Genomic DNA, 24,341 nt, shown 5'->3' with positions numbered 1-24,341 from the left:
GAATCACCGCATGATCACCCCTGGCTCCACCCCTCGCGGTGAACCGTCCCCCGGTGATCCCGGCGATGGGGCCGCCCCGGGCCGGGGGCGCGCCGGCGACCCCGAGGTCACCGGGGGTCCCGAGACGACCGGCGGCCCGGCCGCCTGGCTCTCCGGAGATCTGGATCTCGAGCACCCGCCGCGCCTGGGTGGCCGGCGGATCGCTGCGGCGTTCGCATCGCTGCTGCTGGTCCTGGCACTGCTGGGCTGGGGCCTGCCGCTGGTGACCGGGGCCGGCTGGGCGCAGATCGGGCGACGTTTCGCCGAGATGCCCATCTGGTCGGTGCCGCTGATGGTGGTGCTCGGGGCGGTGGCCCTGGCTCTGGAGTCCGCCACGGTGCGCACCGCCTTCCGTGGTTCTCGCTACCGCGACGCCGTGCAGGGCCATGCCGCCTCCCAGGCGGTGGGGATGGCCGTGCCGGGCGGGTCGATGATCGGCACCGTCCTGCTGGGCTACCTGATGCGGCGTTCCGGCCTGGGCATGCAGGCGATCATCACCGGCGTGATCGCGGCGTCGCTGGTCGACATGGCCCTGACGTCGGCGGGGATCCCGCTGCTCGGCCTGGTGGCCTATGCCCTCACGCCCCTGGTCGGCCCGGAGGCCCCGGACCTGCCCGGTGGGCTGTGGGCCGCACTCGCTGCTGTCGCGGGCGGGCTGGTCACGCTGGGCCTGGCCGCCCTGCTCATGCGCCGCAGCGTCCTGGCCTCCGTGGTCGCGCAGATATCCCAGGTGCTCCCGGTGGCCGACCCGGAAGCGATCCTGCGCCAGCGCGATGCGCTCGTGGCCCTGCTGCGCACGCGCGCCGCGGGCCTGATCGGGCCGACGGTCCTCGCCCGGGCGGTGCAGTGGCTGGCGCTGCTGGTAGCGATCCGGACGCTCGGCATCGAGGTCCCGCTGCTGGTGACGCTCGCGATCTTCGCCCTGGGACGCGTGCTGGCGCTGGTTCCGCTCACCCCGGGCGGGACCGGGATCGCCGAGACCGTGGGGGCGGCGGCACTGGTCGCGCTCGGGACGGCCGGCGATGCGGCGGCGACCGCCATGCTGCTCCTGGCGGTGGCGACGTTCGTGGTGCCATGCCTGGCGGGCGGGGTCGCGGCGGCGATGGCCATGACGCGGGCTCCGGCCCGCAGGCGCTGAGCGCCGCAAGCGCTGAGAGCCGCAAGCGCTGGGCTGAGGCCTCCGCCCGCTCTCACCTTCTTCTCGCGTCCCTCACTCCCGGTCGTCGTCCTCGTCGAAGTCCGGGGTCTGGGTGCCCAAGGAGTGCGAGACGTCCGGCAGGAACGGACGTGGTGCGGACGGAGCCAGCGGGTAGCCGCCGATGCTCGCACCGTGCTGGGTGCCGACGAAGTGCGCGACGTCGCCGACGTGCCGGTGCGCTTCCTCCCCGCGGCCCAGGAAGCCCGCCCCTGCGTAGCCGCCCAGTCTCCGCCCGCTGGAACGCTCGTGCACAGTGGCGACCTCGTCGAGCTGGGTGGCGCTGCTGCGCAGACCGCTCACGATCCGGCCCAGCTCCGGGTACACCTCGCTGGTCCAGCGCTCATGCAGATCTTCGCCGAGCCGGCGGGTGGGTTCGCTCCCGGATCGGGCGACGTCACCGATCGTGTTGGCCAGTCGCAGCCGGACGAGGGTGAGCCGGTCTGCGGCACGTCGCAGCGCGCCGGCCTGCGCGCGGAGCTCACGCGGGTCCGAGCTCATCGGGCTTCTCCTTCCCGCCGCTCCCGGTGCCCGGGCTGCTGCGGGGGTCGGCACCGTCGGGTGCCTTCATCGTAGGCGGTCGGCCGGCCACAGTCTCCAGCCAGTCGTCCAAGACCTCGAGGGCTCGTGCGCGGACGTCATCCTCGGAGAGGAAGACGTCGTGGCGGGCCCCGTCGATCGCCTCGATGCGGACGTCGGGTCCGAGCCGTCGGGCTGCTGCGGCGATCGAGCGGACGTCGAGCACCGTGTCCGCCCGGCGCATGTCCTCGCGGAAGCGCACACCGATCGCGGAGCGGGCCGCGTGCAGGACCAGGACGGGGATCGCGAGGGGTCCCGCCGCTGCCAGCCGGGCCTGCCCGTCCAGCACGGCGGCCAGCGTGGAGGCGGGGAAACGGTGCCCGCGCTCGGGTTTGAGGGCGAGGTCGTAGTCGAACGGTCCGCCGTACCGGGTGTGGACGGTGCGTGCGAAGTGGGAGGTGCCCGGCGGCAGGATGGGCTTGTTCTGGAGCCGCTGCGCGGCGGCCTGCACGACGGGCGCCAGCAGCAGGCGGGGCGCCGAGCCCAGGTGACTCTCGAGCCATGGGGAGTTCAGCGCGAGCGCGCGGAGGGTGCCGGGGTGGCGCTGGGCCCACAGGGCGGCGATGAGGCCGCCGGTGGAGTGGGCCAGCAGGACGGGCGGCCGATCACGGCCGATGATGCGCAGCGCTGCCCCGATCTCCTCGTCGTAGCGGCTGAGGTGATCGATCGCCGTGGGAGTCTGCCCGTCCAGCAGGCTGCGGCCGTGCTTGCGCAGGTCCAGTCCCCAGACGTCGTGGCCGAGGCCACCGAGGTGCTCGAGCAGGCCCCGGTCGAAGACGTAGTCGGACCAGCCGTGCAGGACCAGCACCGGAGCCACCTGGCGGCCCGTGGGCGGCTCAGCATCGCCGGTGCCCGGCTCACGATGGATCAGGGTGGCGATGACCGGGCCCTCGGAGTCATTTCCCAGCTCGATCCGCCGGGCCGTATATCCCTCTCCCAGCACCGGGTCAGCGCTCATAGGGCTCCGGTGCTCGCCCGCAGCAGCTCGAGGACCTCGTCCCGTCGGTACCGGCGGTGTCCGCCGAGGGTGCGCATGTAGGTCAGTTTGCCGGACTGTGCCCAGCGGGTGACGGTCTTGGGATCGACGTGGAACATCTTGGCGACCTGAGCCGGCGTCAACAGTTCTGCCGTCGGGTCTTCGCTCTCAGGCGAGAGATCCGTGGATCCGTTCATCGGGCGTGCGACCTTTCCAGCGGGACTTCGTAACAGGAGGCGTCGGCCACCGTTCGGGCACGCCCAGGACCCCGGGGCCGGCTGGACGAGCCACGGTCTACGGCCGGGCACTCGGGTCAGTCAGCCTAGACGTCAGACTTACGGTGTCGGGCAAACATTTGCCCCGGTTCCGGCCAAAGATCGTGGATGCTCCGGCCTCCACGGGCCCTGTGCCGCGTCCCCGCGCACGGGGCCGGAGAAGGGATGTTGGGCACGTCTCCCGGTGCGGGGTTCGCGGGATGCGAGGGCATGCATGTACTCTTGGATTCCGAATCAATGCCATCTTCCGGGCTGACACGAGGCCCGGCAGCCGACGCACAGGGGGTCAGTTCCATGGGTCGCGGCCGACAGAAAGCCAAGCACACCAAGGTGGCACGGGACCTCAAGTACTACAGCCCGCCCACGGACCTCACCGCGCTGCAGCGAGAGCTGCAGTCCGAGCGGAGCGAGGGCGCTGACGGCGACGACCTGGCCGAGGGCAGTGACGACTGGGCCGATGAGGATGCGCAGTCCGCACGCCGTCGCTGAGGACTGGCCACCACCGTGACGACGATCGAGGGTCGACCCACCGGGTCGGCCCTCGAGTCGTATCCGGCCATTTTCCTCAGGGCCCCTCAGGTCCAGCCGGGATGCTGACCGGCGAGCATGACGGATCCACCCTCGACTCCCTTGGCGCCGGCGACGACCTGCTCCAGCGGTGAGCCGGGCTCCGGCAGGAAGTCCTCCCCGACGATCTCCCCGATCACGCGTGCGCCCAGTCCGCGGGCGGAGAGCACGGCGAGGGTCGCCTCCACCTGCTCGGCGTCGACCACGGCGACCATCCCGATGCCCATGTTCAGTGTGCCTTCGAGGTCTGTCTGCGGCACCGAGCCCCACCGGGCGATCCGGGCGAACACTGCGCCCGGCTCCCAGGTGGAGCGGTCCAGGCGCGCAGCGAGCCCGGCGGGCATGACCCGGGCGAGGTTGGCGGCCAGTCCGCCACCGGTGACGTGGCTGAGGGCGTGGACCGCCCCGGCGGAGCGGGGATCGGCCAGCACTGCCAGCACGTCGGCGGCGTAGATGCGGGTGGGTTCGAGGATCTCCTCGCCCAGCGTGCGCGAGAAGTCCTCGATGTGCGTCTGCAGTCCGAGGCCCTGGGCGGCGATCACGGCGCGCACCAGCGAGTACCCGTTCGAGTGCAGGCCGGAGGCGTCCATCCCGATCACCACGTCGCCGCGGCGCACGCGGTCCGGGCCCAGCAGGGAATCGGCCTCGACCACACCGACCGCGGCGCCTGCGACGTCGTAGTCCTCGGGCGCCATCAGGCCCGGATGCTCGGCCGTCTCGCCGCCGACGAGCGCGCAGCCGGCGAGCCGGCAGCCCTCGGCGATCCCGCGCACCACGTCGGCGATCCGCTCGGGAACCACCTTGCCGCAGGCGATGTAGTCGGTCATGGCCAGCGGGGCGGCGCCGACCACCACGATGTCGTCGACGACCATGCCGACGAGGTCGCGGCCGATGGTGTCGTGCACGTCGAGCTCACGGGCGATCGCGATCTTGGTGCCGACCCCGTCCGTCGACGAGGCCAGCAGCGGCCGCCGGTAGTCCTTCAGGGCGCTGACGTCGACGAGTCCGGCGAAGGCGCCGATCCCGCCGAGCACCTCGGGGCCGTGGGTGGCGGCCACGGCTTCCTTCATCAGTTCCACCGCGCGGTCGCCGGCGGCGGTGTCGACCCCGGACCCCGCATAGGTGATGGCCGGATCCGCATCTCTGCTGGTGCTGGCGCTGGTGGTGTTCATGCGTCCTTCCCGGCGACGGCGAGCTCAGGATCAGGCTGAGCGAGGATCCCCTGCGTCCTGGCGACGGGCTCGGGAAGCGACATCGGGTACTTGCCGGAGAAGCAGGCGGTGCACAGCGAATCGGCGGGCTGCTCGGTGGCGGCGACCATGCCCTCCTCGGAGATGTAGCCCAGCGAGTCCGCCCCGAGCGAGCGGGCGATCTCCTCGAGGTCCAGCCCGTTGGCGATGAGCTCGGCACGGGAGGCGAAGTCGATGCCGAAGAAGCAGGGCCAGCGCACCGGCGGAGAGGAGATCCGGACGTGGACCTCCGCCGCGCCGGCCTCCCGCAGCATCCGCACCACGGCGCGCTGGGTGTTGCCCCGCACGATGGAGTCGTCGACGACCACGAGCCGCTTACCCTCGATGACCTCGCGCAGCGGATTCAGCTTCAGCCGGATGCCCAGCTGCCGGATGGTCTGGCTGGGCTGGATGAACGTGCGGCCGACGTAGGCGTTCTTGACCATGCCCTGGCCGTACGGGATGCCCGACTCCTGCGCGTAGCCGATGGCCGCGGGGGTGCCCGATTCCGGGGTGGGGATCACGAGGTCCGCGTCGACAGGGTGCTCGCGGGCGAGGCGGCGACCCATCTCGGTGCGGGCCTCGTTCACCGAACGGCCGGCGATGTGGGTGTCGGGACGGGCGAGGTAGGCGTACTCGAACACGCAGCCCTTGGGCCGTGAGTCCATGACCTGTTCGCTGCGCAGCCCCTGCTCGTCGATGACGATCATCTCGCCGGGAGCGACCTCGCGCACGAAGCTGGCCCCGCAGATGTCCAGGGCGGCGGTCTCGGAGGCCACCACCCAGCCGCGCTCGAGGCGGCCGAGGACCAGCGGGCGGATGCCCTGCGGGTCGCGTGCCGCGTACAGGGCGGTCTCGCTGAGCAGGGTGAAGCAGTAGGCGCCGTGCAGTCGCGGCATGAGATCGCGCAGCGCGCTCTCGAGCGTGCCCTCGGTGTTCAGCAGCGCGGAGACCAGGGCGGTGTCGGTCGTGTTGCCACGCGCCAGCTCACCGGTGCGGGGCCTGCCGTGGCGCTCCTCGACCAGCGCCAGCAGCTCGTCGGTGTTGATGATGTTGCCGTTGTGGGCGAGGGCGACCGTGCCGTCGGGCCGAGGGCCGAGCGTGGGCTGGGCATTGGACCAGACGGAGCCGCCGGTCGTGGAGTAGCGGGTGTGCCCGATCCCGATGTGCCCCTGCAGCGTCTCCAAGGAGGCTTCGTCGAACACCTGCGAGACCAGGCCCATGTCCTTGTAGACCAGGATCTGGGATCCGTCGGAGGTGGCGATGCCTGCCGACTCCTGGCCGCGGTGCTGGAGGGCGTACAGACCGTAGTAGGTCAGCTTCGCGATGTCCTCCCCTGGGGCGAACACGCCGAAGACCCCGCAGGAATCCTGCGGGCCCTTCTCCCCGGGGAGCAGGTCATGGGAGAGATTGCCGTCGCCGCGTGCCACTGGTCCATGATGGCACACCCCGGCAGCTGTGCTCGCGGCGTCGCTCGGCGGGCCGACGGGGCGCTCGTGGGCCGGCAGGTCAGCGGCCCCTCGGCGAGATCCGCAGTGGCTGTCAGCGGCCCCTCGGCGGGATGTGCAGTGTGTGTCAGCGGTCCCGTCGCCCGTGCCGGCGGTGCCTGATCGCATCGACCAGAGCGGCGATGGCCGCCAGGGGCAGGCCGATGAAGACCACGGCCAGGAGCACCAGGTTCAGGGCGGACCCCGCGTCCTCCAGGGGCAGCAGGGGCGCGGCGACCAGCGCGACCACGGCGGGCACCGCCAGGGCGAGTGCGACCCAGAAGCCCAGCGTGGGTGTGCGGCGGCGGCGCACGTACAGCGTCGTCGCCTCCGGGTCCGGGGCGGCGGGGCGTTCAGCGCCCTCGGGGTTCGCGGCGCTCTCGGGTGCCTCGTGGTTCCCGGCGCTCTCGTGGTTCGCGGCGCTCTCGGGCATCTCGCGGTTCTCGGGCATCTCGGAGGTGTTCACAGCTCTCCTGCGGTCTCGACCACGGCGGCGACGATGGCCGGGTCGGTCTCGGTGTCGGGTGCGCCGTCCTCGCGCGCGGCGCCGGGGCGGCGGCGGGCGGAGAGGTGCACGTCGGTGACGCCGCTGCGGCGCACGAGGTCACCGATATCGGCCGGGCGGACTCCTCCCCCGGCGCAGATCGCCAGCAGGTCCTCCGCCGCATCGACCATGGCGGCGAGGTCGTCGGCCCCCTCCAGTGCATGTTCGGCGCCGCCGGAGCTGAGGACCCGGTGGAAGCCGAGGCCGAGCAGGGTGGCGACGGCCTCGGCGCGCTCCTCGCGCGAGCTCATCGCGTCGACGGCGCGATGGCAGGTCAGCGACACCCCGCGCACAGCTGCCTGGGCGGAGCGCAGGGCACCGTCACGGATCGTCTCGATCGCGGGGACGTCGAGCGCTCCCTCGGTGGTCAGCGCACCGAGCACGACACCGGCGGCTCCGGCGGCGACGGACTCCCCGGCCTGGCCGGCCATCAGGTCGACCTCGTCGGCGTCGACCACGAACTCTTCGGGTCTGCCGAGGAAGTCCCCTCGGCCCGCGCGTGAACGGATCAGGACGTGCACGTCGAAGTGCGGCTTCGCGTCGGCGGCGGCCACCAGCTCGGACGCCCGCCGGGTGCACTGCTCGACCAGTTCGGGCGGAGGCGTCGTGCCCCCGCTGGCGAGGTCCACGCACAGTTCGACGCGGTCGGCCCCGGCGAGCGCGGCCACCTCGAGCCCGGCGAGGTCCTGCACGGCGATCTCGACGGCGATGCTCATGGAGTCTCCTTCTGGCGGGCGGTGCGCACGGTGCGGCGGGGTCCGGGCAGCGGCAGCAGCTCGGCGAGGTCGCTGCGTTCACCGCTGGCGCGGACGCGGCCATCGGCCACGGCGTCGGCCCAGGTCGTCTCGCCGCTGACAAGAGCCAGCCAGGTGGCGGCGTCGGTCTCGACCACGGCGGGCGGAGTGCCGCGGGTGTGCCTCGTCCCGGCGATCGCCTGGACCGCCGCGTGCGGGGGCACGCGCAGTTCGACGGCGCCGCCGGGGAACTCCTCGGCGAACAGTTCCAGGGTGTGGCGGACGGCGGGGGCCAGCACGGAGCGGGCGGTGGTGGCGGGGTCCATGGCCCAGGCGGCGAGGGCCGCGCGCCCCGCGTCGGGATCGGTGCGGCGGGTCACCACGTCAGTGCGTCGCCCGCGGCAGCAGGTCGTGGACGACGATCGTGTCCGAGCGGTCCGGGCCGACGCCGATGGTGCTGATGCGGCACCCGGCGAGCTCCTCGAGCCGGCTGACGTAGGCGCGGGCGTTCTCGGGCAGCTCCTCGAAGGTGGAGCACTGCGAGAGGTCCTCGGTCCAACCGGGCAGCGTCTCGTAGACGGGGACCGCGTGGTGGAACTCGGTCTGGGTCATCGGCATCTCGCGGTGGATGACCCCGTCGACGTCGTAGCCCGTGCAGATCGGGACCTCGTCGAGGCCGGTGAGCACGTCGAGCTTGGTCAGGACGATGTCGGTGAAGCCGTTGATGCGCACGGCGTGACGGATCATCAGCGCGTCGTACCAGCCGCAGCGGCGCGGGCGCCCGGTGTTGACACCGACCTCGCCGCCGGTGGTCTGGAGGTACTCGCCCCACTTGTCCTCGAGCTCGGTGGGGAACGGCCCGGCGCCCACGCGGGTGGTGTACGCCTTGACGATCCCGACGACCCGGTCGATGCGGGTGGGGCCGACGCCGGTGCCCGTGCAGGCGCCGCCCGCGGTGGGGTTGGAGCTGGTGACGAAGGGGTAGGTGCCGTGGTCGACGTCGAGGTAGGTGGCCTGACCGCCCTCCATCAGCACCACCTCCTCGCGGTCCAGCGCGGAGTTCAGCATCTCGGTGGTGTCGACGACCATCGGGCGCAGGCGCTCGGCGTAGGACAGCAGGGAGGCCGTGACCTCCTCGATGTCCACCGACCGACGGTTGTACAGCTTGACCAGCAGCTCGTTCTTCTGGCGCAGCGCTCCCTCGACCTTCTGGCGCAGGATCGACTCGTCGTAGAGGTCCTGGACGCGGATGCCGAGGCGACCGACCTTGTCCATGTAGGCGGGGCCGATGCCGCGCCCGGTGGTGCCGATCGCGCGCTTGCCCAGGAAGCGCTCGGTGACCTTGTCGAGGGTCTGGTGGTACGGCGCGACGATGTGCGCGTTGGCGCTGATGCGCAGCCGCGACGTTTCCACGCCGCGCGCGGAGAGCATCTCGACCTCCTCGAACAGCGCCTCGAGGTTGATGACCACGCCGTTTCCGATCACCGGAGTGACATCCGGGGAGAGGATCCCTGCGGGCAGAAGCTTCAGCTCGAACTTCTCGCCGTCCACGACGACGGTGTGACCGGCGTTGTTGCCGCCGTTGGGTTTGACGACGTAGTCGACCCTGTCTCCGAGGAGATCGGTGGCCTTGCCCTTCCCCTCATCACCCCACTGGGCTCCGACGATCACGACGGCGGGCATGGCAACTCCTAGACGGGCGGAGACGGGTGGTGATGGACGGACAGCGGCACATCACCCACGGGCGGTGACGCACCGTGGGCCGTGAGGACGGGAAGGAAGTGCGCGTGGATCGTACCAAGCACAGCCTTGATCCCGACGGGGCCCACGTGATCCCGACGGGGCCCACGGCCGCGTCGGACCGGGCCTGTGGGCCCGGCCCGGCAGGCGCGACCGGCCCGGCAGGCGCGACCGGGCCGGCAGGCCGGCTCGGCTCGGACGGCCGGCTCAGCCCAGCAGGCTGGGATCGGCCTCGCGCAGGAACTCGGTGACCCGGTCCGCCTCGGCCTGGTCGCCGATGCGGCGAGAGGTCTCCCCCAGCATCGCCAGGGCCCGCAGGAAACCGCGGTTGGGCGCGTGAGAGGCGGGGACAGGACCCTGGCCGCGCCAGCCGGCCTTGCGCAGGGCGTCGAGGCCACGGTGATAGCCGGTCCGGGCGAAGGCGTAGGCGGTGACCTCGTCGCCGTCGGTCAGCGCGTCCTGAGCGAGGACCGCCCAGACCATCGGGGATTCGGGGTGACGGGCGGCGATCTCCCGCGGCTCCCCGTGCTCCGCGAGCTCGTCGGTGACCTGGACGTCGATGAAGTCGTCGGGCAGACGGGTCTCCGGAATGCCGAGGAGATTACCGCTGGTGAGGTTATCGGTACGATCAGCCATGCAAGCATCGTAGGCGCTGGCGCCTGATGACCACCCGGACCAGATAGAAACACCCATGTCACACACGCAGGACGGCTCGGAGCTGCTCACCGGGCCCGGAGCCGGAGGACTGCTCCGCTCGGCCGTGGGCAACTCCGGTGGTGTGCTGCACAGTTGGCAGCTGGACCACGTCGATCATCGTCCCGGCCGCAGCACGAAGGCGCTCTACCGCACGATGGTCTCCTGGCCCGAGCTGGACGGACCGCAGGCCCCCGCCCGGGAAGAGCTGTTCGGGGCGAGCGCCCACATCGGCGAGCGTGAGAAGAACCTCTACGTCGCCGAGCAGACCCTGGTGATGACCGACGGCGACATCAACGTCCGCGTCTGGCGCTATCCCCACGACCCGTGGCTGCCGATGCTCCCGCAGGTCTGCTACCCCGACGTCGTCGGCCGCACCCTCCGTGACCTCGGGGTGGCGATCGGCAGCGACCCCGACGTCCCGATCGCGATCGACGTCGTCTCCTACCGTCCCGGCCGGCGCGCGGTGCTGCGCGCCAGCCAGGGTGACCGGGCCGTGTTCCTGAAGGTCATGCAGCCTCATCGCAGCGGCGAGATCGTCGATCGTCATCAGCGTCTGCTCGCCGCCGGCGTCCCGGTCCCCGAGGTGCGCGCCCACCACGACGGTCTCGTCGTGCTCGAGGAGCTGCCCGGACGGCCGCTGGCTCGCGTCGTCATCGACGAGGGCGTCGAATCGTGCACCGCCCAGGATCTGGTCGCCCTGCTGGATCGGCTGCCGGCCTCGATGTATCCGCTGCCGCTGCGCCCGCCGTGGACGGACTCGGTCGAGTTCTACGCCGGGATCGTCGGCTCCTCGGTGCCCGCCCTCGGGCCGCGGCTGGATGCGCTCGTGCGCTCGATCCGCGACGGGCTGGCGGCGCTGGAACAGCGGATGGACATGCGCCCCCACGACGTGGTCCACGGCGACTTCTACGAGGCACAGGTCTTCGTGCAGAACGGCAAGGTGGTGGGTCTGCTCGATATCGACACGGTCGGTCCGGGTCGCCGCGCCGACGACCTGGCCTGCCTGCTCGCCCATCTCAGCGTCCTGGCCGACTACGGCAACGCCGGGCGCATCGATCGCGCGATGCAGGAGCGCGTCGAGGAGGCCATCGCCACCTGGCACGAGACGTTCGCCGAGCGCGTGGATCCCACCGAGCTGGCGCTGCGCTGCGCAGGCGTGGTGCTGTCCCTGGCCACCGGGCCCCATCGCCAGCAGGAGGCGGCGTGGGAAGCGGCCACCGAGGCGATCGTGCGGGTGGCCGAGGAATGGGTCGAGCGGGCGCGCGCCGCGGAGTCCCGCCGCATGGCGGCCGCCGCCGGGGACGCTCCCCCGCCCTCTCCCGCACCGTACGCCGGCCCACCCCGCCCATCGGCCACGAGCGTCCCCAGCGGCCCCCCGCCCCGGGGCGCCACCGGCGTCCCGCCGGCGCCGCAGCAGCCGCCCGCAGCGCAGCCCGCGCGGCCCGCCCCCTCCGCGGCGACCGGCCAGCGACCGGCTCCCCCTGCTCAGCCGCCTCCCTCCCACGGGACTGCCGCGCCGTCGCAGCCCCAGCAACAGAACGTGCCGCCCGGATACCAGGCACCGAACGGCGCAGCACCCGCGAGGCGTCCCGCTCCCCCGCAGCCGCCGGCGGCCGCGCAGCAGCACCCGCCGCAGTCCCCGGCTGCCGCGGCCGGCCAGGCGGCCGCGCAGCAGCAACCCCCGGCTGCCGCAGCCGGGCAGGCGACCACGCAGCCCATCCCGCTGCGTGATCGGCCGGACGCCGGTGACACCGTCGACAGCGGTGACGACTCCCCCACCCAGGAGCGTCGGATCGGGTCGATCCTGCCCGGATGAGGGCGGTCCTCCCCGGCTGACTGCACCTGGCTCGGCACCTGTGCCACGATCGGCCCATGCGTGCAGTGATCCAGCGAGTCGATGGTGCCCAGGTCGAGGTCGACGGAGAGGTGATCGGCGCGGTCGAGGGCGAGGGACTGGTCGCTCTGGTCGGCGTCACGCACGAGGACGGCCCCGAGCAGGTCGCGACCATCGCGCGCAAGATCTGCGAGCTGCGCCTCCTCACCGGCGAGCGCTCCGTGCTCGATGCCGGCGCTCAGGTGCTGGTCATCTCGCAGTTCACGCTCTACGCGGACGTGCGCAAAGGGCGGCGGCCGTCCTGGAACGGGGCGGCCCCCGCTGCGGTCGCCGAGCCGCTGGTGGAGCAGGTCGTCGAGGCGATCCGGCAGCGCGGGGTGAGCGTCGCGACCGGGCGCTTCGGTGCACACATGCGCGTCGGCCTCACGGGCGATGGACCGGTGACCATCCTCGTCGAGGCGTGAATGGACCACGCCCGACGACCTCGAGGCTCTCCCGTACCCTGGGGACCATGACCTACACACTCGTGCTGCTCCGCCACGGCGAGAGCGACTGGAATGCGAAGAACCTGTTCACCGGATGGGTCGACGTGGCCCTGACAGAGAAGGGCGAGAAGGAGGCCATCGCCGGCGGCACCCTCATGAAGGAGGCCGGCATCCTCCCGGACGTCGTCCACACCTCCCTCCAGCGCCGCGCCATCATGACCGCGAACCTCGCCCTGGACGAGGCCGACCGGCACTGGATCCCCGTCAAGCGCGACTGGCGCCTGAACGAGCGCCACTACGGCGCTCTGCAGGGCCTGGACAAGTCGGAGATCCGCGAGAAGTACGGCGAGGAGCAGTTCATGGCCTGGCGCCGCTCCTACGACACTCCCCCGCCGGAGATCGAGTTCGGCAGCGAGTTCAGCCAGGACCAGGATCCGCAGTACGCGGACCTCGGTGATCAGCTGCCGAAGTCGGAGTGCCTCAAGGACGTGGTCGAGCGCTTCCTGCCGTACTGGGAGGAGGGCATCAAGCCCGACCTGACCGACGGCAAGGTGGTCCTGATCGCGGCCCACGGCAACTCGCTGCGCGCGCTGGTGAAGTACCTCGACGGCATCTCCGACGAGGAGATTCCCGGCCTGAACATACCCACCGGCCAGCCGCTGGTCTACGAGCTCGACGAGAACTTCGAGCCCGTCGCCAAGGGCGGGCGCTACCTCGACCCGGTCGCCGCGAAGGCCGCCGCCGAGGCCGTCGCCAACCAGGGCAAGAAGTGACCGTCGGCCGCTGACTGCGTCGCAGCGTCCGTCGGCTCGCGTCGGAACGCTCGGCGACGACATGGTGAACGCCCCCGGGTTCCGCCCCGGGGGCGTTCGTCGTCCCCGTAGCGTGATCGGGCCGGCCGGCTCCGGTACGGCACGTCCTCCGACACCCCCTGGAAAGGGAATGCCATGACGATGATCGCCCCCGACCGCAGAACGTTCTTCCGGACCCTCGGCGTCACCGCGCTGGCCGGCCTCGGCGCCACGACGCTGGCCCCGTCGGCCTCCGCTGCGGGCGAGTCGCTGCTGCCGACGACCTACCTCCAGCAGCCCAACTTCTTCTACTGCGGTCCCACCGCGGTGTGGATCGCCCTGAGCGCGAAGGTGCAGCCGCCGAGCCTGGACACGCTGGCCGCGGAGCTCGGCACCACGTCGGCTGGCACGAACTTCGGCGCCATCTCCCCCGTGCTGACCAATCGCCTGCCGGGCGCCGTCTACCGTGACCAGTGGATGGCCCGGACCGGAGCGAGCGAGGCCGATGCGAACCTGCTGTGGGACCGGGCGGTCACCAACGTCGACGCGGGCTACGCGACCGTGTGCAACTGGTGGGTCCTGGCCGGGCAGTACCCGAGCTGGGGCGGCAACACCAGCGACATCTTCCACTTCGTGACGATCGACGGCTACGACACCGAGTACCGGACGCTGCGTGTGGCCGATCCCGCCGGGGCCACGCTCGTCTCCGGCCTGCCTGCCCACCATTGGCTGACCCCGCAGCAGGTCGCGGGCTACTGCGCGGGGCGCGGCTACTTCTGGTGACCCCGATTCCCGGCGTCCGCCGCTGATCCTCCCGTGCTGACCGGCTCATCAGGCTGGCTCGACCCGGCGATCAGCGGCGACGCCCGGGCCGGTGGTCAGCGGCGACGCTTGGTGCCGAACAGTCCGCGGGTGACCTCGCGCCCCAGCGCGGTCCCGGCCGAGCGCAGGAACGACCTCACGGCGGGGTTGTCGAACAGGCCCGTGTCCTTCGACGAGGAACGGGAGGATCTGCCGCGAGGGGAGGACTTCTCCGAGCCTGCCCGGGTGGAGGACTCGTCCTCGTCCGCCGGTGCACTCTCCTCGGTGCGGGACGCCTTCTCCTGCGCATCGGCCTGCTTCTCCGCACGGGCGGCGAGAACCTCGTAGGCGGACTCGCGGTCGACCACCTCGCCGTACTTCTCCGTGAGTTCGGAGGCCGCCACGCAGTCGGAGATGGCCTTCTCCCCCGCGGGCTCCATGGAGGACTCCGGGGCGCGCACCGCCGTGATCGCCACCGGCGTGGGGGCTCCCGTCTCGCTCATCACGGTCACGATGGCCTCACCGGTGCCCAGCGCCGGGATCACCTCGACCAGGTCGTGCTCGCTGGTGGGGAACGTGGACGCGGTGGCCTTCAGTGCCTTGGCATCGTCCGGGGTGAAGGCACGCAGAGCGTGCTGGACCCGGTTGCCGAGCTGGGCGAGCACGTCGCCGGGGATGTCCTTGGGGGTCTGGGTGATGAAGAAGATGCCGACCCCCTTGGAGCGGATCAGGCGCACGGTCTGGACCACCTGATCCAGGAACGCCTCGGAGGCGTCCTTGAACAGCAGATGCGCCTCGTCCAGGAAGAACACCAGCTTGGGCACCTCGAGGTCGCCGACCTCGGGGAGGTCCTCGTACAGCTCGGCGAGCATCCACATCATGAAGGTCGAGAACAGCGCCGGCCGCGTGGCGACCCCGGGCAGCTCGAGGCAGGAGATGATCCCCGAGCCGTCCTCGGCATGGCGCAGCAGCTCCTGCGCGTCGAAGGCCGGCTCGCCGAAGAACACGTCCGCCCCGGAGGCCTCGAAGGCGGTCAGCGAGCGCAGGATGACCCCGGCGGTGGCGGTGGAGATCCCGCCGATGCCCTTGAGCTCGTCCTTGCCCTCGTCGGAGGTGAGGAATTGGATCAGGGCCCGCAGGTCCTTGAGGTCGAGCAGTCCCAGGCCCTGACTGTCGGCGTAGTGGAAGATCAGTCCCAGCGAGCTCTCCTGGGTCTCGTTCAACTCCAGCACCTTGGACATCAGCACCGGGCCGAAATCGCTGACGGTGGTGCGGATCGGCACTCCCTCGCCCTGCCCGCCGAGGGTGAAGAACTCCGTGGGCGCTGCGCGGGAGACCCACTCCTGGCCGCGCGCGGCGGCCCGGGCCGAGAGCTTCTCGGACTCCTCGCCGGGCACGGCGATACCCGAGAGGTCGCCCTTCATGTCCGCGACGAACACGGATGCGCCGGCGTGGGCGGCCTGCTCCGCGATCACCTGCAGGGTGCGCGTCTTGCCGGTGCCGGTCGCGCCGGCGATCAGCCCGTGCCGGTTCAGCATCCCCACGGCCAGGTTCACCGCCGCGGCGGGGTTCGGCTCGCCGTCCTCCAGCATCGCGCCGAGGTGGATACGGCCGCCCTCGAAGGCGTAGGCGTCCCTCACGGCGGCGGCCGACGGGCTCAGCTCGGCTCCCCCGCCGGCCGGGCCCGGGGCCGCAGCGGTCTGGTCCGGGGAGGCCGGGGCTGTCTTCTCGGTGTTCATGCTCGTGCTCCTCCTGCGTCGGCCGGGCCGACGGGCGCGTGGCGTCGACTCTGTGATCGTAGCGGCGCAGATCACAGAGGGCAGGCTGTCCCGGGATACGGTGAGCTCATGACCGAACGCCTCGATGCGCGCCCCGAGATCCTCGGCGATCCGCCCACCGCCGTCCGCCGCGACGACGAGCTCCCGGCCGACGCGATCGCCCAGATGCTGACCGCCCCCTCGGCCCCCGCCCTGATGGAGAAACTGGGCATCACGGGTCAGGACGCCGAGGAGCTCGCTCCCCTGCTGCCGCGTGCTGCGGAGGACGCGGAGATCCTCGCGGAGGTCACGAGGACGGCGAACCTGCTGCGGGCCGGCGCCGGGCTCACGACGCCGACCGTCGGCCTCGAGTCGTTCGCGCAGGCGCAGAATGCCCTGCAGGAGCGACTGGTGCCCGGCGAGGGCCTGATCGCGATCCTGGCGCACCTGGTCAGCACCAGCACGGTGCGCGAGTGGCACGCGGCGCGCGGCCTCACCGCGCAGCAGTCGTGGCTGGTCCTGGCCGACCTCGGCCAGCAGATGCGGGTCCACCGTCGCAGCAGCGGGCGCCTGGGGCTGCACCAGGTGGGGTGGACGGCGCTGAACTGGGCCGGGCGGCTGTTCCATCTGGGGCGGCTGCAGTTCGACCTGCACCGCATCGACGAGGGCACCGGCCGGGAACGCTGGGTGGTGGGTACGCACATCCCTGCCGACGGCCCGCTGGATCCCGACGCCGTCGAGGACTCCTTCGCCCGCGCCACAGCGTTCTTCACCGAGCACTTCGGCGACCTCGACACCGCTCGCCCCGCCGATGCCCCTCGCTTCGGCCACGAGTTCCGCTGCGAGTCGTGGCTGATGAACCCTGTGCTCGTCGAGGAGCTCGGCGCGGAGTCGAACATCGGCGCGTTCGTCAGCCGCTGGGAGATCATCGACACCGCGCCGGGGGGCGACGGAGCCGCGTTCTTCGTCTTCGGTGTTCGCCCGCCCTACGACCCGGCCACGCTGCCGCGCTCCACCCGGCTCGAGCGCGCGGTCGCCGAGCGGCTGGCCGACGGCCGCGGGTGGGATAGCGGAACCGGCGCCCTGGTGCGCTGACCTCTGCGCTGGCTCGGCAGCGCCGCGATCCCGCGCTCTAGAAGGGCACTCGCCCCGCATCGTGCAGGGCCACGACCTCGTCGAACGCCGTGACCAGGTCGATCCCGCGCGCCATGGAGACGGCGAATGCACTGCGGGTCAGGGCGAAGCCCAGCTGGACGGTGATCACCGCGCGCTCGTGCGCATCGGGCCCGTCGAAGGCCTCGGCCATGGCGTCGACCATCTCCGTCTGGACCGAGATCAGGTTGCCCGAGGAGATCGAGTGCAGTTTCGGCTCCCTCGCCATGACCTGCTTCTTCAGCTCTCGCAGGCTGGGATCGGCCGGTGTCGACTCCAGCGCTTCCCGCAGCACCGAACGCAGCGCGTCCCGCGTGCCGGAGCGCACGATCCGCTCATGCAGGCTCTCGACCAGCCTCTCCCCCTCCCCGGAGAGGATGCCGAGGATCGCGGACTCCTTGGTGCTCCAGTGGTTGAAGAAGGTGCGGGTCGAGACGCCGGCGCGCGCGGCGATCATGTCGGCCGTCACGTTCGACAGCCCCTCTTCGAGCACCAGCTCGAGCGCGGCGCGGTGCATGGCGACCCTGGTCAGGCGCTTCTTGCGCTCTCGCAGGCCCATGGAGGCCTCATCAGATGTCTCGTCGTCGTTCACGCGCCCATCGTAGTCCGCGATGTCACAGAAGTTGCACTGAGTGAAATAGTGCAGTGAATGCAACACTTGGTTAGAGTGGAGCGGTCGAGGCCCACCGATGTGCTGCGACCTCCGGCCGCGTCCAGCCACGTCCGGATCCTTCAGCTTCGTCCCTTCGACTCTCCCCGAGGAGCTCAGTGAGCACTGCAACGACCCCGGCGGCGCCCGACGGCACCGCCCCCACCGCCTTCACCGGCCTGGACCGCACGGGCAAACTCGTCTTCGCCGGCCTGATGCTGGGGATGTTCGTCGCATCCCTGTCCCAGACCATCGTCGGCCCCGCCATGCCGCGCATCGTCGCCGAGCTCGGCGGCGTGGAGCACTACAACTGGATCGCCACCGCCGCGATGCTGGTCTCCGCCGTGGCCGTGCCGATCGTCGGCAAGCTCTCGGACCTCTACGGGCGCCGCTGGTTCTACCTCGGCGGCGTCGCCGTGTTCATGATCGGCTCGATCCTGGCCGGGATGTCCCAGGGCTTCTGGTTCCTGGTCTTCGCCCGCGCCGTCCAGGGCGCCGGCATGGGCACCATCCTGCCGCTGTCCCAGACGATCATCGGCGACATCATCCCCCCGCGCCAGCGCGGCAAGTACCAGGGCATCATGGGCGCCGTCTTCGGCGTGACCAGTGTGATCGGCCCGCTCATCGGCGGCACCGTCACCGACAACCTGGGCTGGCGCTGGCTGTTCTACCTCACGCTGCCCGTCGGCGTGGTCGCCTTCGTGTTCATCTGGAAGTTCCTCCACCTCGAGCGCGCGGCCCAGCACGGCAAGGTCGACCTGTGGGGCATCTCCACCCTCACCCCCGGCCTCGTGATCGCCCTGCTGGCCACCAGCCTCGGGGGCACGTCCTACGACTGGGGCTCCTCGATCATCATCGGCATGTACGCCGTCGCGGCGCTGTTCCTGATCGCCTTCGTGCTGATCGAGAACCGCGTCGCCGAGCCACTGCTGCCGATGCATCTGCTGACCCGCCCCATCGTGGCGCTGTCGGTGGCCGCGTCGTTCGCGATCGCCGTCGCCATGTTCGGCGCGATCATCTACATCCCGGTCTACGCGCAGGGCGTCCTGGGCGTCTCGGCCACCAACTCCGGGGCGATCCTCATCCCGCTGTCGGTGGCGATGATCCTGACCTCGATCGTGGTGGGCCTGCTCATCACGCGCCTGGGCAGCTACAAGGTGTTCCTCGTCCTCGGCGGCATCGTGCTGGTGACGGGCTACTGGCTGCTGACGCGCCTGCAGTACGGCGATTCGCAGTGGCACCTGACCCTGGCGATGATCGTCATCGGCCTCGGGCTGGGGCTGTGCATGCAGGTGTACACGCTGGTCGTGCAGAACGCCGTGCCTCAGCGGGAGCTCGGGGTGGCCACCGCCGCCGTCCAGTTCTTCCGCAACGTCGGCTCGACCATCGGCACCGCGGTGCTGGGCACCGTGATGACTGCGCAGATGGGCAGCTCCATCCGCGAGCAGATGCAGGCCCTGCCGGCCGAGCAGCAGGCCGCGCTGCAGCAGTCCGGCACCCAGATGGACGCCTCGCAGCTGGAGTCCGCCGTGCTCGAGCCCGACGCGCTCTCCCAGCTGCCCGGCTTCCTGGTGGAGCCGATCCGCATGGGCATGGGCGAGGCGATGCACGCCGTGTTCCTGACCGCGGTGCCGTTCGTCGCCGCGGCCCTGCTGCTCTCGCTGTTCGTCAAGCAGGTCCCGCTGCGCAACACCCTGCACTCCGCCGACGACGCCGCTGCGAGCGCACCCGCCGGCGCCGGCCCCGCCGCGGAGGAGTTCGGCGAGGAGGAGCTGGTCAGCACCAGCACCGGGGCGATCGCCGCGGTCGGGGCCACCGAATCGGTGACCGGCTCCGGCGACGGCCTCGAGACCAGCGGCACCGAGGGGTACGCGCGCTCCGGCGCCACCGGGCTCTCCGGCGCGACCGGATCCGGATCCGACGAGGACCAGCACACCGAAAGCTGAGTTCCCCGGACGAGGATAGAGAGAGAACGGGTCGGCGGCACCACCACGGTGCCGCCGGCCCGTTCTCTCTGCCGCGTCCACCGGCGGCGTGGGACCATGAACGGGTGCTTCTGACTGATCACTTCCCGCCCACGATGCCCGCCGCGCTCACCGGCTCCCTCACCACCCGGCTGCCGGTGGAGACCGACGTCGAACCGCTCGCCGAGCTGGTCACGCGAGACATCCGCTCCCACACGCCGGATGGCGTCGAGGATGTCGACGGGCTCCGCTCCCGGCTCGTGGGGCTGAGGTCGTGGGCCCGGCGACAGGTCGTCGTGGTCCCTTCCGCGCCCGACGGCTCCCCGACCCTGGATCAGCCACCGGTGGCCTGGGTGGCCGTCGAGGACCGGGCCGCGGGACGCTCGGACGTGCAGTTCGTCGTGGGCCGCGAGGTGCCCGAGCGGGACCAGCTGGCGGCGGCGCTGCTGGACTGGGCGGAGGAGGCGGCCGGGTCCTTCGCCCGCCATCGCGGCGTGAAGACCACCCAGCTCGACGTGAGCGCGCACGAGGCCGACACCGACCGCGCTCGGCTGCTCACCGCCGCGGGCTACACGATGATGCGCACCTGGCTGCACATGCGCCGCCCCGTCACGCTCGAGGAGACCGGGCCACCGCCGGCCACGCGACCCGGTACCCGCGTGCGCCGCGTGCACTGCCACCCCTCGGGTCTTCCCGTCGCACAGGACGTACGCACCGTGCACCGGATGCTCGAGGAGTCCTTCGCCGATCACTTCAGCTCGTACCGGGAGTCGTTCGTCGAGTTCGCCCAGCGCCTGATCGAGGGGCCCGACGAGGCGGACTGGGACCACTGGTGGATCGCCGAGGCCGAGCGCGACGGTCGCTGGCTGCCCGCCGGAGGCCTGGTCACCGCCAAACTGCGTGCGCGCCCGGAGCTCACCGATCCCGTGGCCCGCGGAGAGGGCACCTACCTCGAGTACCTCGGCGTGCACCGCTCCGCACGTGGGCTCGGCATCGCCAAGGCGCTGCTGCGTGTGGCCATCGCCGACGCCGCCGAGCGCGGCCGCACCCACGTCGATCTCGAGGTCGACGCCGACTCCCCCACCGGCGCCGACGGGCTCTACGCCGCAATGGGTTGGGAGACCTTCGAGCGCACTCAGTCCTGGCACGCCGGGGCCGATGCGCACCCGTCCCGGCTGCTCGAGCCCCCGGAGGCCTGAGCGCGCGCCACGCTCGACCCGGGCACATGGCGCGCCCCGGGCCAGGCAACCTTCATTTACGATCCCCCGCATGGCCGTTCTCGATTTCCTCCGCCAGGCAACACCTCTCATCGCTCCCCTCATCACCGCTCTCCTCACGGTGCTTGGATTTCTTCGGGGGCGCAAGTCCCCTGCCGAAAAGTTGAGGGAGCGATGCAATGAACTCGCTGAACTGATCCCGAAAGTCTCGGACTGCCACCACGGACCGCTTGAGGCCGAGATCAGTGAATACGTCTCGGACCTCCGCGCGGAGTACCATTACCTGCGAGTTCGGAAGCTCAGCGGCACGACTGCCGCGACAGTCGTGTTCGTGGCGCTCGTCGGCGGAGGCTCTGTGGGACTTGCCCTTTGGGCATCGACCTGGTGGGCGTGGCTCGTCGCCTCGCCGGTCGCAATTTTCTGCCTGCTGCTCGAACTGGCGGGGGTCAGCCAGCTCTATGAGGTCCCAGCCAGCGACAACACATCTCCCAGACGAGCCCATCGCGCTAAGGCATGAGAGCTCATCAACGGTCAGGCGATGGCCGCAGTCCCGCATCATCACGGTCCCATCACGCCCGCCCGGAAAGGCATTCGAGTCCCTTACCCTCAAGGCATCGCCACACCTTCGAGGAGCTCCCGCATGCGCCGCACTATCCTGCCGTCGTCCCGCTGCGCGGCCGTGATGGCCGGCCTGGTGCTCGCCCTGGCTTCCTGCAGCTCTCCACCCGCCGACGATGAGTCTGCCGCACCTGAGACCACCACAGAGGCTTCAGCCAGTCCGACCGAGAACCCTGAGGCTGCAGGGCACAGCGAAGAACCCACCACCCAGCCAGCCGATAGCGGCCTGGTCGAGCTCGAGCTCGGCGACACCTTCACCACCGATCTCGGAAGCGAGATCACCGCGCACGAAGTCCGACTCAACATCCCCTACGACTGGGAGTCCGACGGTGGCGGCGCCTGGCATGCCGTCGATGTGTCCTACTGCCTGAGCGACACCGTGCCCGATGCGTACGCCTTCCAGAGCTTCACGATGGACTGGATCATGCGAACCGAGGAAGGGTACGTGCTCGATTTTCCGTCTTCTCATTCGGATGACATCGTTCAGCCGCTGCTCGACCTCTACAGCGCAATGCCAGCCGCGAATGAGTGCTACCGAGGCTGGGTCCTAATCGACGGGCCACCTGACGTAGAGATCACCTCGGTCAGATTCCTTGAGGTCGACTGGGCGGTCTCGCCTTCTGAGTGACGGCGACCAGCTTTCCTCGGATCGAAGCGGACCTTTCCAGCGCCAGGAACCTTCCGATCGAATAAGATCGAATGCCGCCCACGATTTCCGTGGTTTCCAACCCGCTGTCGAGGACCGAACCGCTGCCAGAGCCAGCGACGCGAGGAAAAGTCACTCTAGGGCGAAACCTAAGAGACAACCGGTGATGCCGCGCCCCCATCGAACCCAACCTCATGAACATGCCTACTCACAAAGATCTGCCAATGGCATCAAGACGGGATTTGGCGCGCCCGCGCGATATTCGACATACGTGGCTCTACTGGCCGGGAGGCTCACTCCCACTCGATGGTCCCCGGTGGCTTGCTGGTGATGTCCAGCGCCACTCGGGTGACCTCGGCGACCTCGTTGGTGATGCGGGTGGAGATGCGGCCGAGGACCTCGTAGGGCACCTTGGCCCAGTCCGCGGTCATGGCGTCGTCGCTGGTGACCGGGCGCAGCACCACCGGGTGGCCGTAGGTGCGGCCGTCACCCTGGACGCCGACGGAGCGCACGTCGGCCAGCAGCACCACGGGGCACTGCCAGATGTCGCGGTCCAGGCCGGCGGCGGTGAGCTCGGCGCGGGCGATCGCGTCGGCCCTGCGCAGCACGTCCAGGCGCTCCTTGGTGACCTCGCCGATGATGCGGATGCCCAGGCCCGGCCCGGGGAACGGCTGTCGCCAGACGATCTCGTCGGGCAGGCCCAGCTGGGAGCCGACGGCACGCACCTCGTCCTTGAACAGGGTGCGCAGCGGCTCGACCAGCTCGAAGTTGAGATCCTCGGGCAGGCCGCCGACGTTGTGGTGGCTCTTGATGTTCGCGGCGCCCTCCCCGCCGCCGGACTCGACGACGTCGGGGTACAGCGTGCCCTGGACCAGGAAGGCCTTCGCCTCGGCGTGCGCCTCGCCGCCCTCGTCCTCGATGACGCCGCGCTCGCGGAGGATGTCCGCCTGGGCCTGCTCGAAGGTGCGGATGAACTCGCGACCGATGATCTTGCGCTTCTGCTCGGGGTCATCGACCCCGGCGAGTGCGGTGAGGAACTGCTCCTCGGCGTCGACGACGACGAGCTTCGCGCCGCCGGTGGACTCGCCGAAGGTCTTCTCGATCTGCGCGGATTCGTCCTGCCGCATCAGGCCGTGGTCGACGTAGACGCAGGTGAGGCGGTCGCCGATGGCGCGCTGGACCAGCGCGGCGGCGACGGCGGAGTCGACCCCGCCCGAGAGCGCGCAGATGGCGGTGCCCTCCCCGACCTGCCCACGGATCCGCTCGACCTGCTCGTCGATGACGTTGCCGGTGGTCCAGGTCGGCTCGAGGCCCGCCCCGCGGTACAGGAAGTTCTCCAGCACCTCCTGGCCGCGGTCGGAGTGGCCAACCTCGGGGTGCCACTGCACGCCGTACAGGCACTTCTCGGGGTGCTCGAAGGCGGCGACCGGGCTGCCTGCGGAGGTCGCGATGACGCGGAATCCCTCGGGAGCCGCAGTCACGGAGTCGCCGTGGCTCATCCAGATGTTCTGATCGACATCCTGGTCGGACAGCAGCTGCGAGGCGGAATCGACGGCCTCCAGACGGGTCGCGCCGTACTCGCGCACACCCGTCGGGGCGACGGTGCCCTCCAGGGCCGCTGCCATCGACTGGAAGCCGTAGCAGAGCCCGAGCACGGGCACGCCCGCGGTCAGCAGCTCGGGATCCAGGCGCGGGGCGCCCTCCTCGTAGACGGAGCTGGGCCCGCCGGAGAGGATGATCGCGCGCGGCTGCCTGGCGAGGATCTCCGCGGCCGGCGTCGTATGCGGGACGACCTCGGAGTAGATGCGGGCCTCGCGGACTCGGCGGGCGATGAGCTGGGCGTACTGGGCGCCGAAGTCGACGACGAGGACGGGGCGCTGATCGGTGTCGGTCACCCTCCGAGTCTACGGGCGCGCCGCGCCGTCAGGGTGCTCCGTCCGGGTGCGGGCGGCGCAATGCTCGTCACGCTGGCAAGGCGTGGCACGCGGATGCGGCCAGGGCTGGATCGGCGGCTGCGGGCGGAGCGTTCTCCACCTGCAGCCACGGTGGCTCAGGCCGTGCTGGACCGGCCACCGCGGCCGGCGCCGTCCTCGTCCTGCAGAGTCGGCCGCTGGGCGAGGTCGGTCTCCACGGCCTGGTGGGTCCAGCGCTCCCCGAAGAAGGACAGCACGGGGACGACCCCGAAGAACATCAGCAGCAGCATGCGCGGCAGTGCCCATCGCATCTTCAGCCACAGGTCGAAGCCGAGGATCACGTAGACCATGTAGATCAGGCCGTGGATCGGGGACCACACCTCGGAGATCTGGTCCCAGGTGGCCGAGGTGGAGGAGAACCAGGTCTCCCCGCCGAAGACGACGTAGCGCATC

General features: G+C 71.0%; 25 protein-coding genes. 11 read left to right on the top strand and 14 right to left on the bottom strand.

Annotated elements, in window-relative coordinates; translation table 11 throughout:
- The first annotated feature begins 10 nt into the window (after window positions 1–10).
- Window positions 11–1,177 carry a lysylphosphatidylglycerol synthase transmembrane domain-containing protein gene (locus AC5020_RS12940; RefSeq protein WP_464988601.1) on the top strand — a complete coding sequence of 389 codons (1,167 nt, stop codon included), beginning with the start codon at window positions 11–13 and terminating at the stop codon, window positions 1,175–1,177.
- 72 nt (window positions 1,178–1,249) lie between these two features.
- Here AC5020_RS12940 and AC5020_RS12935 read toward each other — a convergent pair whose 3' ends face one another.
- The 3 genes from AC5020_RS12935 to AC5020_RS12925 are packed head-to-tail and all read right to left on the bottom strand — an operon-like array spanning window position 1,250 to window position 2,986.
- Window positions 1,250–1,735: a hypothetical protein gene (locus tag AC5020_RS12935; protein WP_377016356.1), complete on the bottom strand. Its 486-nt coding sequence runs from the start codon at window positions 1,733–1,735 to the stop codon at window positions 1,250–1,252.
- Window positions 1,716–2,771 carry an alpha/beta hydrolase gene (locus AC5020_RS12930; protein ID WP_464988600.1) on the bottom strand — a complete coding sequence of 352 codons (1,056 nt, stop codon included), beginning with the start codon at window positions 2,769–2,771 and terminating at the stop codon, window positions 1,716–1,718. The genes AC5020_RS12935 and AC5020_RS12930 overlap by 20 nt, the downstream gene beginning before the upstream one ends.
- Window positions 2,768–2,986 carry a BldC family transcriptional regulator gene (locus tag AC5020_RS12925; RefSeq protein ID WP_377016352.1) on the bottom strand — a complete coding sequence of 73 codons (219 nt, stop codon included), beginning with the start codon at window positions 2,984–2,986 and terminating at the stop codon, window positions 2,768–2,770. The genes AC5020_RS12930 and AC5020_RS12925 overlap by 4 nt, the downstream gene beginning before the upstream one ends.
- A 372-nt stretch (window positions 2,987–3,358) precedes the next feature.
- Here AC5020_RS12925 and AC5020_RS12920 point away from each other — a divergent pair, with 372 nt between their 5' ends.
- Window positions 3,359–3,553 carry a DUF3073 domain-containing protein gene (locus AC5020_RS12920; protein ID WP_377016350.1) on the top strand — a complete coding sequence of 65 codons (195 nt, stop codon included), beginning with the start codon at window positions 3,359–3,361 and terminating at the stop codon, window positions 3,551–3,553.
- A gap of 86 nt (window positions 3,554–3,639) precedes the next feature.
- Here the strand turns inward: AC5020_RS12920 and purM are convergent, their stop codons facing one another.
- The 7 genes from purM to AC5020_RS12885 form a co-directional block, all read right to left on the bottom strand.
- Entirely contained in the window at window positions 3,640–4,803 is a 1,164-nt protein-coding gene (gene purM / locus AC5020_RS12915; RefSeq protein WP_464988599.1) for a phosphoribosylformylglycinamidine cyclo-ligase, read from the bottom strand.
- Window positions 4,800–6,290, bottom strand: coding sequence for an amidophosphoribosyltransferase (gene purF / locus AC5020_RS12910; RefSeq protein WP_377793337.1), 1,491 nt, complete (start codon window positions 6,288–6,290; stop codon window positions 4,800–4,802). The genes purM and purF overlap by 4 nt, the downstream gene beginning before the upstream one ends.
- A 145-nt stretch (window positions 6,291–6,435) precedes the next feature.
- Complete coding sequence (locus AC5020_RS12905) at window positions 6,436–6,813, bottom strand: hypothetical protein (RefSeq protein ID WP_377016344.1); 378 nt, start codon at window positions 6,811–6,813, stop codon at window positions 6,436–6,438.
- Entirely contained in the window at window positions 6,810–7,607 is a 798-nt protein-coding gene (locus AC5020_RS12900) for a copper homeostasis protein CutC (protein WP_464988598.1), read from the bottom strand. The genes AC5020_RS12905 and AC5020_RS12900 overlap by 4 nt, the downstream gene beginning before the upstream one ends.
- On the bottom strand, window positions 7,604–8,008 hold the full coding sequence (locus AC5020_RS12895) for a sterol carrier family protein (protein WP_377793340.1): 405 nt from the start codon (window positions 8,006–8,008) through the stop codon (window positions 7,604–7,606). Before AC5020_RS12895 ends, AC5020_RS12900 begins: the two co-directional genes overlap by 4 nt.
- Window position 8,009: 1 nt before the next feature.
- Window positions 8,010–9,308, bottom strand: coding sequence for an adenylosuccinate synthase (locus AC5020_RS12890; RefSeq protein WP_464988596.1), 1,299 nt, complete (start codon window positions 9,306–9,308; stop codon window positions 8,010–8,012).
- 264 nt (window positions 9,309–9,572) lie between these two features.
- The gene (locus AC5020_RS12885) at window positions 9,573–10,001 is read right to left on the bottom strand and encodes a DUF3151 domain-containing protein (RefSeq protein WP_377016336.1); all 429 of its coding nucleotides are present in this window, start codon (window positions 9,999–10,001) and stop codon (window positions 9,573–9,575) included.
- A gap of 55 nt (window positions 10,002–10,056) precedes the next feature.
- Here AC5020_RS12885 and AC5020_RS12880 point away from each other — a divergent pair, with 55 nt between their 5' ends.
- The 4 genes from AC5020_RS12880 to AC5020_RS12865 all read left to right on the top strand — a co-directional run bounded on the left by AC5020_RS12880 (window position 10,057) and on the right by AC5020_RS12865 (window position 13,954).
- Complete coding sequence (locus AC5020_RS12880; RefSeq protein WP_464988595.1) at window positions 10,057–11,877, top strand: phosphotransferase; 1,821 nt, start codon at window positions 10,057–10,059, stop codon at window positions 11,875–11,877.
- 56 nt (window positions 11,878–11,933) lie between these two features.
- Entirely contained in the window at window positions 11,934–12,359 is a 426-nt protein-coding gene (gene dtd, locus AC5020_RS12875) for a D-aminoacyl-tRNA deacylase (protein ID WP_377803405.1), read from the top strand.
- 47 nt (window positions 12,360–12,406) lie between these two features.
- The gene (locus tag AC5020_RS12870) at window positions 12,407–13,153 is read left to right on the top strand and encodes a phosphoglyceromutase (RefSeq protein WP_377016330.1); all 747 of its coding nucleotides are present in this window, start codon (window positions 12,407–12,409) and stop codon (window positions 13,151–13,153) included.
- 174 nt (window positions 13,154–13,327) lie between these two features.
- Window positions 13,328–13,954 (top strand): C39 family peptidase, encoded by a 627-nt coding sequence (locus AC5020_RS12865; protein ID WP_464988594.1) that lies wholly within the window; start codon window positions 13,328–13,330, stop codon window positions 13,952–13,954.
- Between the two features lie 95 nt (window positions 13,955–14,049).
- On the opposite strand, the gene AC5020_RS12860 is transcribed toward AC5020_RS12865, so the two are convergent.
- Window positions 14,050–15,711, bottom strand: a complete 1,662-nt coding sequence (locus tag AC5020_RS12860) for a helicase HerA-like domain-containing protein (protein WP_377793344.1) — start codon at window positions 15,709–15,711, stop codon at window positions 14,050–14,052.
- A 108-nt stretch (window positions 15,712–15,819) separates the two neighbouring features.
- Here AC5020_RS12860 and AC5020_RS12855 point away from each other — a divergent pair, with 108 nt between their 5' ends.
- Window positions 15,820–16,824, top strand: a complete 1,005-nt coding sequence (locus tag AC5020_RS12855; protein WP_464988593.1) for an acyltransferase domain-containing protein — start codon at window positions 15,820–15,822, stop codon at window positions 16,822–16,824.
- A 37-nt stretch (window positions 16,825–16,861) separates the two neighbouring features.
- Here the strand turns inward: AC5020_RS12855 and AC5020_RS12850 are convergent, their stop codons facing one another.
- Window positions 16,862–17,473, bottom strand: coding sequence for a TetR/AcrR family transcriptional regulator (locus AC5020_RS12850; protein WP_377793346.1), 612 nt, complete (start codon window positions 17,471–17,473; stop codon window positions 16,862–16,864).
- Between the two features lie 176 nt (window positions 17,474–17,649).
- Between AC5020_RS12850 and AC5020_RS12845 the strand changes: the two genes are divergently transcribed.
- The 4 genes from AC5020_RS12845 to AC5020_RS12830 all read left to right on the top strand — a co-directional run bounded on the left by AC5020_RS12845 (window position 17,650) and on the right by AC5020_RS12830 (window position 21,957).
- Entirely contained in the window at window positions 17,650–19,476 is a 1,827-nt protein-coding gene (locus AC5020_RS12845) for an MDR family MFS transporter (RefSeq protein WP_464988592.1), read from the top strand.
- 104 nt (window positions 19,477–19,580) lie between these two features.
- A complete protein-coding gene (locus tag AC5020_RS12840; protein WP_464988591.1) occupies window positions 19,581–20,693 on the top strand; it encodes a GNAT family N-acetyltransferase in 1,113 nt (370 codons plus the stop codon).
- A gap of 70 nt (window positions 20,694–20,763) precedes the next feature.
- The gene (locus AC5020_RS12835) at window positions 20,764–21,228 is read left to right on the top strand and encodes a hypothetical protein (RefSeq protein WP_377803412.1); all 465 of its coding nucleotides are present in this window, start codon (window positions 20,764–20,766) and stop codon (window positions 21,226–21,228) included.
- A 123-nt stretch (window positions 21,229–21,351) separates the two neighbouring features.
- Entirely contained in the window at window positions 21,352–21,957 is a 606-nt protein-coding gene (locus AC5020_RS12830) for a hypothetical protein (protein ID WP_377803413.1), read from the top strand.
- Window positions 21,958–22,268: 311 nt separating this feature from the next.
- Here the strand turns inward: AC5020_RS12830 and guaA are convergent, their stop codons facing one another.
- Entirely contained in the window at window positions 22,269–23,870 is a 1,602-nt protein-coding gene (guaA, locus tag AC5020_RS12825) for a glutamine-hydrolyzing GMP synthase (protein ID WP_464988590.1), read from the bottom strand.
- A gap of 155 nt (window positions 23,871–24,025) precedes the next feature.
- Window positions 24,026–24,341, bottom strand: a 316-nt coding sequence (locus tag AC5020_RS12820) for a DUF3817 domain-containing protein (protein ID WP_464988589.1), incomplete at its 5' end; no start/stop codon positions are given.

This window comes from Brachybacterium sp. SYSU DS0246, assembly GCF_059391765.1.
The sequence above is the reverse complement of the archived record's forward strand: the minus strand, read 5'-3'. Positions and strand labels throughout refer to the sequence as shown.